We start from the raw sequence: 8,886 nt of genomic DNA, 5'->3' as shown, positions 1-8,886 counted from the left end.
AAAGAAAATCGCCGCCCCCAATTGGGAACGGCGAGATACTTCGAAACTCATTACCAGTTGCGCGTCAGTCGGGCACGTTCATACCTTTTTCGCGTGCCAATTCGGTCATGCGCTTTTGCAGCTTCTCGAAGGCGCGGACCTCGATCTGGCGGATACGCTCGCGCGAGACGTCATAGACGCCCGAAAGCTCCTCCAGCGTGACCGGGTCGTCGCGCAGGCGGCGCTGCATCAGGATGTCCTTCTCGCGATCGTTGAGGACGTCCATCGCGTCCATCAGCATCTCGCGACGGGCTTCCATCTCTTCGGTCTCGGCGTAAGCCTCGGCCTGATCGGCATCCTCGTCTTCGAGCCAATCCTGCCACTGCGCGGCCCCGCCTTCGTCACCGGCGCCGATCTGCGCGTTCAGCGAAGCGTCCGAGCCCGACATGCGCCGGTTCATCGAGATCACTTCTTCCTCGGTCACGTTCAGATCGGTCGCGATCTGCTTGACGTTCTCGGGGCGCATGTCGCCGTCTTCATAGGCGCCGATCTTGGACTTCGCCTTGCGCAGGTTGAAGAACAGCTTCTTCTGCGCCGAGGTGGTGCCCAGTTTCACGAGGCTCCACGAGCGCAGGATGTATTCCTGAATCGCAGCGCGAATCCACCACATCGCGTAGGTCGCGAGGCGGAACCCCTTTTCGGGATCGAAGCGCTTCACGGCCTGCATCAGACCGACATTGGCCTCCGAGATCACCTCGGCCTGCGGCAGGCCATAGCCGCGATAGCCCATCGCGATCTTCGCGGCGAGACGCAGGTGCGAGGTCACCATCTGGTGCGCGGCCTCGGTATCCTGATGATCGGCCCAACGCTTGGCCAGCATGTATTCTTGTTCCGGCTCCAGAAGCGGGAACTTCCGGATTTCCTGAAGATAGCGGTTCAGCCCCTGCTCAGGACTCGGGGCCGGAAGGTTTGTATAGCTCGTCATCGTCTCCCATGTCTCCCTTTTGGCGGCTGCTCAATATGGGGATATCTCCCCGTTCTTTCAAGAAACGCAGGGCAGTGGCGATTGGTTCACCGAAAGCCGCCCTGACGCAGTCGCATAGAAAGATCAACGTATCGTAACGGGATTTCCGTCGCGCATGTGTAAAAAAACATCTGACGCCTCACAAGATCGGGGCGAGGACCGACATCAGATTGTTGATGATTTTCCAGTGAAGGGGCCATTCCGCGATGCGTTCCGGGCCGATCCGGCGGGCCTGCGCGATCCAGTGACGCTGGCGTTCGCCAAGCGCGAGCCCCAGTTCGTTATCCTCGATCAGCACGCAGTTCTCGTAATTCAGCTCGAAGCTCCGCCGGTCGAGATTGGCCGAGCCGAGGATCGCGACGCGGCCATCGGCGAGCAGCGTCTTGGCGTGGAGCAGGCCCGGCCCGTGCTCCCAAATCTCGACGCCTGCCTCGGCCAGCACCGGATAGAAGCTGCGCGCGGCATGGGCGACGAAGCGCGAGTCGTTGCGCCTTGGAACGATCACCTGCACCCGCACGCCCCGGCGCTTGGCGGCGCGCAGGGCGGAGGCGATTTCCTCGCCCGGCACGAAATAGGGGGTCGAGAGCGTCAGCGTCTCGCGCGCGGCCCCGATCACCGCAAGGAACACATCCGGCACCCCGCGCGTGTCCAGCATTGGCCCCGTCGCGAAGGCGACCGCTGTTCCGGGCCGCGCGGTCGGCGCGGCGGGGGTCGGGAGCACGAGGTCCGAGATTTCCTCGTGGCTATGCGTCACCCAGTCGGTCGCGAAGATATGTTGATGCTGGGCGGCGAGCGGCCCCTCGATCCGGAGCATCACATCGGTCCAAGGGGCGAAGCGCGCCTTGATGCGGAATTCCGGGTCGGCAATGTTGCGCGAGCCGGCATAGGCCACATGCCCGTCGATTACGGCGAGCTTGCGGTGATTGCGCAGATCGATCCGCATCGTCGCGAGCTTGAAAAGCGGCCAGCGGAAGGAAAAGGCGATTGCGGTCTTCACACCGGCCTTTTTCATCGCCTTCCAGTGCCGCGACTTGATGAAGGCGCGCGCGCCCAGCCCGTCGACGAGGACGCGCACTTTCACGCCGCGTTCCGCCGCGCGGGTCAGCGCCTCGGCCATGGCGATGCCGGTCAGATCGCTCAGCCAGATATAGGTGATGAGGTGCACGCTCTGGGTGGCGGCGTCGATATCGGCGATCAGCGGTTCGAGCTGGTCGGACGGGTCGGGCAGGAAGGTGATCGCATCGCCGGTGCTGGGCGCATAGCCGTTGATGGCGGCGGCACGTGCAAAAGCCGCGCGATATTCCGGTGTGACGGGCGCGAGGTCTTCGGGCTCGACCGGATCGGGGGCGGGCAGGGCGTCCACCGTCGCCTGCAGCTTGCGCGCGATGCGCTGGTTGAGCCGCGTCTCGCCGATCAGGATGTAGAGGATGACGCCCAGAAACGGCACGGACAGGATCAGCACGGTCCAGCTTGCGCGCACCGCAGGCGGTTTGTCGGGACGGGTGAGCACCCGCAAAAGCGCGAGCACCTGAGAGCCGAAGTGAATCAGCAGCGTCAGAAGCTCGGCCCACCAGACGTTCACGGGCCCGTGCCGCCGGTTGGGGGCGCGGAGGCGGCGCGCAATGCGTCGATCAGCGCGGTCATGTCCTCGGGCAGGGGCGCCTCGAAGGACAGCTCCTCCTCTGTGACCGGATGTATGAAGCCCAAAGTCGCCGCATGGAGCGCCTGACGCGGGAAGGCACGCACGGCCTCTGCCGCCGCAGCGCCCACCGCTTTTTCCGAGATCTTGCGCTTGCCGCCATAGGTTTGATCCCCGATCAGACCGTGGCCCGCATAGGCCATATGGACGCGGATCTGGTGCGTACGCCCGGTCTCCAGCCAGCAATCGATCAGCGCCGCGGTGCCGTTGAAATCCTCGATCGTGCGGGCGCGGGTGACGGCGTGACGGCCGCCATTGGCGACCACCGCCTGTTTCTGCCGGTCGGTTTTGTGGCGCGCAAGCTGGGTGACGATCTTCAGCACGCCGCCTTGCTCGAAGCTGACGCCCTTAAGCCCGCGCAGACGCGGATCGGAGGCCTGCGGCACGCCATGGCAGAGCGCGCGGTAATGGCGATGCACCGTATGTGCCTCGAATTGCGCGGCCAGCCCGTGATGCGCTCGGTCCGATTTCGCGACGACCAGCAGCCCGGACGTGTCCTTGTCGATGCGATGCACGATGCCGGGGCGCGCCTCGCCGCCGATCCCTGAAAGATTGCCGCCGAAATGGTGCAGCAGCGCGTTCACGAGCGTGCCTTCGGGCGTGCCCGGCGCGGGGTGGGTAACCATGCCCGCAGGCTTGTTCACAACGATCAGGTCGTCGTCCTCCCACAGCACTTCGAGCGGAATGTCCTGCGCGACCGTCTCGACCTCTTTCGGAGGCTCCAGCGCGATCTGATAGACCTCGCCCTCGGCGACCTTGGTCTTCTGATCGGTCACGGCGACACCCTCGCGGCTGACCGAGCCCTCCGCGATCAGTTTCGCCAGACGCGAGCGCGAGAGCGCCGCTTCCTCTGGCACAGCCGCCGCCAAGGCCTTATCAAGGCGGGGACCCATGCCGGGTCCGATCTCGATGCTGAGGATTTCCTTATTCATGTCCGACCTGCCTGACGAAGAGCCTGCCACCACGCTGCCACCCGATCTTCGCTTTCTCAAGATACTGGTGACCACGCTTGCGGCGGTGATGATCGTCGGGCTTGTAGCGATCGTGGCGCTGCTTGTCATCCGCTTGCAGCAACCCAATCCGCTGCCGCAGTTGCCCCCTGCGATCACGCTGCCTGAGGGCGCGCTGGCCGAAGCCGTGACCTTTGCGCGCAACTATACGGTCGTGGTGACCGATGCGGGCCAGGTGCTGGTCTATGACAAGGCCGGGCAGAAGGTCGGCGATCTGACGCTTGGGGCTGAGGGCGGAATGACCGATGGAAATTGATCTCGAGATCGAAGACGCCCGCTGGGAGACTGTGGGGCTGGAAGAGCTGATCACCCGTGCCGCAACGCTGGTGCTGGAGGATCGCGGGATCGAGGCGGAGCTCTGCCGCCTCTCGGTTCTCGCCTGCGATGACGCGCGCATCGCCGAGCTGAACGGCGAATATCGCGACAAGGCGAAACCGACGAACGTACTCAGCTGGCCTGCCGAGGAGCGCGGCGCGGAAGACCCCGGTGCGCATCCCGAACCGCCCGCGCCCGATGTCTTCGGCGAAATCGAGCTGGGAGACCTCGCGATCGCCTATGAAACCTGCGCCCGAGAGGCTGAAGAACAAGGCAAAAGCGTCGAAGATCACACGCTGCATTTGCTCATCCACGCGGTGCTGCATCTGTTGGGCTATGACCATATTCGCGACGAAGATGCGCAAGTAATGGAACAAATCGAAATCCGGCTTCTTGAAAGCGTAGGAATTCGTAACCCATATGTGTAAGACTAGGCGCATTCCGCGTCATCTTTCGGAAAGGAACAATGGGACAGGTCGCCGACGGAGTTACCTCCGCCAATACCGGTAGTTCGGAAAACGCAGAACCCGGTCAGTCTTCGGAGCCCGCTTCGCGCGGGTTGCTCAGCCGCTTTTTCGGGCAACGCCCCATGGAAGAAGAGGCCCCACAGGTAGAAATGCCGCCCAAACCCGCGCCAGCGCCGCTGGGGCTCGGGAACCTGCGCAAGATGCGGGTGGGCGATGTTGCCATTCCCAAAGTCGAGATCGAGGCCGTTCCGGTCTCCATCACCCGCGACGAGCTGGTGGAGAAGTTCCGTCAGCACGGCTATTCGCGCCTGCCGGTCTTCAAGGAAACGCTCGATACGCCGCTGGGCCTTGTTCACCTTAAGGATCTGGCGCTGGAATACGGGTTCGGATCGGGCAATGGCCGGTTTTCGTTGCGCAAACTGATCCGTCCGCTTCTCTATGTGCCGCCCTCGATGCCGATCGGTGTGCTCTTGCAGAAGATGCAGGTGCAGCGCACCCATATGGCGCTGGTGATCGACGAATATGGCGGGGTCGACGGTCTGCTCACGCTTGAGGATCTGATCGAACAGGTGATCGGCGAGATCGAGGACGAGCACGACGAGGCCGACGACGCCTATTGGCGCGAGGAAAAGCCCGGCCAATGGGTCGTGCAGGCCCGCGCGCCGGTCAACGAGTTCGAAGCGCAGATCGGGATGCGGCTCTCCGACGAAGAGGCTGATGACGAGATCGATTCGATGGGCGGTCTGGTCTTCATGCAGCTTGGCCGGGTGCCCGCCCGTGGCGAGGTCGTGGTGACCGAGAACGGCGTCGAATACGAGGTGGTCGATGCCGATCCGCGCCGGATCAAACGTCTGCGCGTGCGTCTGCCGGGAGTGGCGCCCGCCGAGTGAGCGGGCTATGACGCGCCCATGATCGCGACCCTCCGAGACGGCTTTCGCGCACCGTTGCGCCCGCGCAGGCAGAGCTTGGCTCTGGCAGCGCTTTTCGGTGTGTTGTTCGCCGCAGGACAGGCGCCCTTGGGGCTTTGGTGGATCGCGTTGCCTGCGCTGGCGGCCTCCGTCTGGTTCGCCTCGGCCGAACGCTGGCGGGCCTCCACGATCTGGATCGGGTTCGCCACCGGCTTCGGCTATGCGCTGGCCGCGATGTTCTGGATCGTCGAACCTTTCATGGTCGAGGCCGATGTCTATGGCTGGATGGCGCCGTTCGCGCTGGTCCTAATGGCCGCAGGGATGGGCGTCTTCTGGGCGATCGGCTACGGGCTCGGGGCCTATGCAGGGCAGGGGCCGCGCTCGCGCGCTTTGGGAATAGCGATTGGCATGGCGGCCTCGGATGCGCTGCGCTCCTACGTCTTCACCGGGTTTCCATGGGTGCTGGTCGGCCATATCTGGATCGGCTCGCCCGTCGCTCAGGCGGCGGCGTACATTGGCCCGCTTGGGCTGAGCCTGATCACGATGCTGATCGCGGCGGCGCCCGCGATGACGCGCGGGATGCGGATGCCTGCCGCTCTCGGGATCGTGGGCGCGGCGCTGGCCGTGCTGGTCGGGCTGTGGCTCGGCGGGGTGGCGCGGCTCAACGCGCCGGTGGCGCCGAGGCTCGAGCCGATCACCCTCCGTCTGGTGCAGCCCAACGCACCGCAGAACCTGAAATGGCTGCCGGAATACCGGATGAAGTTCTTCCAGCGGCTGCTGGACCTGACGAAAGCCGATCCTGCGCCCGGCCAGCCGAAACCCGACCTGATCGTCTGGCCCGAGACGGCGGTGCCGTTCCTGCTCGACCGTCCGATGGGCGGGCTGGAGATGTCGACCGAGGCGGCGAATGGCATCCCGCTCGCCATGGGGGTGCAGCGCAGCCAGGGCAGCCGCTATTTCAATTCGCTGGCCGTCATCAGCCCTGATGACCAAATCGAGGCCCTTTACGACAAATCCCACCTCGTGCCCTTCGGCGAATACATGCCCTTCGGCGATGCGCTGGCGAAGATTGGGATCACCGCCTTCGCCGCACAGGTCGGTAACGGCTATTCCTCGGGCCCGGGGGAGAAACTGCTCGATCTTGGCAAGCTCGGCCATGTCGCGCCGCTCATTTGCTATGAGGCGATCTTCCCGCAGGACCTGCGCGGATTTTCGCAGCGCCCCGACTGGATCTTGCAGGTCACCAACGACGCGTGGTTCGGCACGCTCAGCGGCCCCTATCAGCATTTCGCGCAGGCGCGGCTCCGCGCGATCGAGCAGGGCCTGCCGCTTGCGCGCGATGCCAATACCGGCGTCACCGCGATGGTGGACGCGAAGGGGCGGATCACGGCGAGCCTCGGGTTGGACAAAATGGGCAAGCTGGACGTCGAATTGCCGCCGAGCTTGCCGCCGACGCTCTATTCGAAGCTGGGTGACGCACCGTTCATCGCGCTGATTGTTGCAGCGTTAGCGCTTCTTTCAATCTTTGCGCGTATTTCGATTGACCCGACCGGCAGGCGCTCCTAGCTAGAAAGCCGAACCACCCCAACGGCTTCCTGACGGGGTGGGGATATCAACAACGGAGCACCCTTCATGGCACGCGCGAATTACGTCTTCACCTCCGAATCCGTTTCGGAGGGGCATCCCGATAAGGTCTGTGACCGGATTTCGGATGCCGTTCTCGATACTTTCCTGGCTGCAGAGCCCAACGCGCGGGTGGCCTGCGAGACCTTCGCGACGACCAATCAGGTCGTGGTCGGCGGCGAGGTCGGTCTGGCCGACAAAACCAAGCTCGCCGAATATCTCGAAGGCATCGACAAGATCGTGCGCGAATGCGTCAAGGATATCGGCTACGAGCAGGACGAGTTTCACTGGGCGACGCTGAAAGTCGCGAATTTCCTGCACCCGCAATCGGCCCATATCTCGCAGGGCGTCGATAAGGACGGGGCTGGCGATCAGGGGATCATGTTCGGCTTCGCCTCGGACGAGACGCCCGAACTGATGCCCGCACCGATCCATTACTCGCACGCGATCCTGCGCCGTCTCGCCGAGGCGCGTAAATCCGGCGCCGAGCCCGAGCTGCGCCCCGACGCGAAATCGCAGCTGTCTGTGCGCTACGAGAATGGCCGCCCCGTCGGCGTGAGCCAGATCGTGCTCTCGACCCAGCACGCGCATGAGCATCAGACCTCGGACGATATCCGCGCCATCGTCGAACCTTACATCCGCGAGACCCTGCCCGAAGGCTGGATCACGCCGGAGACCGAATGGTGGGTGAACCCGACCGGCACCTTCGTGATCGGCGGTCCGGATGGCGATGCGGGCCTCACCGGGCGCAAGATCATCGTGGACACCTATGGCGGCTCGGCCCCGCATGGCGGCGGTGCGTTCTCGGGCAAGGACCCGACCAAGGTGGACCGCTCCGCCGCCTATGCGGCACGCTATCTGGCGAAGAACGTGGTCGCTGCCGGCATGGCGCGCAAATGCGTGATCCAGGTGTCCTACGCGATCGGCGTGGCGAAACCGCTGTCGATCTATGTCGACACGTTCGGCACCGGAGAAGTGCCTGACGAGGTGATCGAAAAGGCCGTGGCGCAGGTGATGGACCTGACGCCGAAAGGCATCCGCGACACGCTCGATCTGTGCAAGCCGATCTACGAGCGCACCGCGGCTTACGGCCATTTCGGCCGCGCGCCCGAGGCCGATGGCGGCTTCTCGTGGGAGAAGACCGATCTGGTCGAGGCGCTGAAGAAGTCCGTGTAAGGCGTGCTTTTCTGGAATGTGCGACGGGCAGGGGGGAAACCTCTGCCCGTTTGCATTTTGCGTGGATGGTGCTGAGGGTCGCGCCCTCCCGGGGGAGTTCGGGCGCGGCCCGGGCAAGCCGCCGGGCCATTAGTTAGAAGCCCCACCGCAAGGTTTGATTTGACCTCGGGGCCTGCGTGGCCTTAGTGCCGCGCGAACGCTTCTCGACGGAAAGACCATCCCATGAGCACCGATACCTCCGGCCTGACCCAGCTGGGCCAATCGACCGACCTGCCGCAAACGCCCGACGACGCCGTGCTGGAGCGCGTGCCCCAACCGCGCGAAGGCGAGCGCTATCTCGTGCGGTTCACAGCACCCGAATTCACCTCGCTCTGCCCGCTCACCGGCCAGCCCGATTTCGCGCATATCATGATCGACTACGTCCCGCGCGAATGGCTGGTGGAGAGCAAATCGCTGAAGCTCTTCCTCGGCGCGTTCCGCAATCACGGGGCGTTCCACGAGGATTGCTCGGTGATGATCGGCCAGCGTCTGCGCGATCTGCTGGAGCCCGAATGGCTGCGCATCGGCGCCTATTGGTATCCGCGCGGCGGCATTCCGATCGACGTCTTCTGGCAAAGCGCGCCGAAGCCCGAGGATATGTGGATCCCCGATCAGGGCGTGCCGCCTTATCGCGGGCGTGGCTGAG

The 8,886-nt window shown here is 64.3% G+C and carries 9 protein-coding genes and 1 riboswitch; of the genes, 6 read left to right on the top strand and 3 right to left on the bottom strand.

The annotated features are described in order from the left end of the window. Window positions 1–64: 64 nt before the first annotated feature. The 3 genes from rpoH to F8R15_RS09250 form a co-directional block, all read right to left on the bottom strand. On the bottom strand, window positions 65–964 hold the full coding sequence (rpoH, locus tag F8R15_RS09260) for an RNA polymerase sigma factor RpoH (RefSeq protein WP_078520844.1): 900 nt from the start codon (window positions 962–964) through the stop codon (window positions 65–67). A 178-nt stretch (window positions 965–1,142) separates the two neighbouring features. Continuing rightward, window positions 1,143–2,585, bottom strand: a complete 1,443-nt coding sequence (cls, locus tag F8R15_RS09255; RefSeq protein ID WP_152844369.1) for a cardiolipin synthase — start codon at window positions 2,583–2,585, stop codon at window positions 1,143–1,145. Further along, complete coding sequence (locus tag F8R15_RS09250) at window positions 2,582–3,634, bottom strand: RluA family pseudouridine synthase (protein WP_152844368.1); 1,053 nt, start codon at window positions 3,632–3,634, stop codon at window positions 2,582–2,584. The genes cls and F8R15_RS09250 overlap by 4 nt, the downstream gene beginning before the upstream one ends. Between F8R15_RS09250 and F8R15_RS09245 the strand changes: the two genes are divergently transcribed. The 6 genes from F8R15_RS09245 to queF all read left to right on the top strand — a co-directional run bounded on the left by F8R15_RS09245 (window position 3,633) and on the right by queF (window position 8,885). After that, window positions 3,633–3,968, top strand: coding sequence for a DUF6476 family protein (locus tag F8R15_RS09245; RefSeq protein WP_152844367.1), 336 nt, complete (start codon window positions 3,633–3,635; stop codon window positions 3,966–3,968). The two genes, F8R15_RS09250 and F8R15_RS09245, sit on opposite strands and share 2 nt — an antisense overlap. Next, entirely contained in the window at window positions 3,958–4,455 is a 498-nt protein-coding gene (gene ybeY, locus F8R15_RS09240; protein ID WP_152844366.1) for an rRNA maturation RNase YbeY, read from the top strand. Before F8R15_RS09245 ends, ybeY begins: the two co-directional genes overlap by 11 nt. A 188-nt stretch (window positions 4,456–4,643) precedes the next feature. Then, a complete protein-coding gene (locus tag F8R15_RS09235; protein ID WP_306461393.1) occupies window positions 4,644–5,384 on the top strand; it encodes a hemolysin family protein in 741 nt (246 codons plus the stop codon). A gap of 18 nt (window positions 5,385–5,402) precedes the next feature. Further along, window positions 5,403–6,968 carry an apolipoprotein N-acyltransferase gene (gene lnt / locus F8R15_RS09230; RefSeq protein ID WP_152844365.1) on the top strand — a complete coding sequence of 522 codons (1,566 nt, stop codon included), beginning with the start codon at window positions 5,403–5,405 and terminating at the stop codon, window positions 6,966–6,968. 10 nt (window positions 6,969–6,978) lie between these two features. Beyond that, window positions 6,979–7,028: riboswitch (SAM-SAH riboswitch) on the top strand. 6 nt (window positions 7,029–7,034) lie between these two features. After that, complete coding sequence (metK, locus tag F8R15_RS09225) at window positions 7,035–8,201, top strand: methionine adenosyltransferase (protein WP_078550123.1); 1,167 nt, start codon at window positions 7,035–7,037, stop codon at window positions 8,199–8,201. A 222-nt stretch (window positions 8,202–8,423) separates the two neighbouring features. Further along, the gene (gene queF, locus F8R15_RS09220) at window positions 8,424–8,885 is read left to right on the top strand and encodes a preQ(1) synthase (RefSeq protein ID WP_152844364.1); all 462 of its coding nucleotides are present in this window, start codon (window positions 8,424–8,426) and stop codon (window positions 8,883–8,885) included. Window position 8,886 lies beyond the last annotated feature (1 nt).

It is taken from the genome of Thioclava sp. JE_KL1 (assembly GCF_009296265.1).
GTDB lineage: Bacteria > Pseudomonadota > Alphaproteobacteria > Rhodobacterales > Rhodobacteraceae > Thioclava.
Note: the sequence above shows the minus strand (reverse complement) of the source record. Positions and strands in the feature narration are given on the sequence as shown.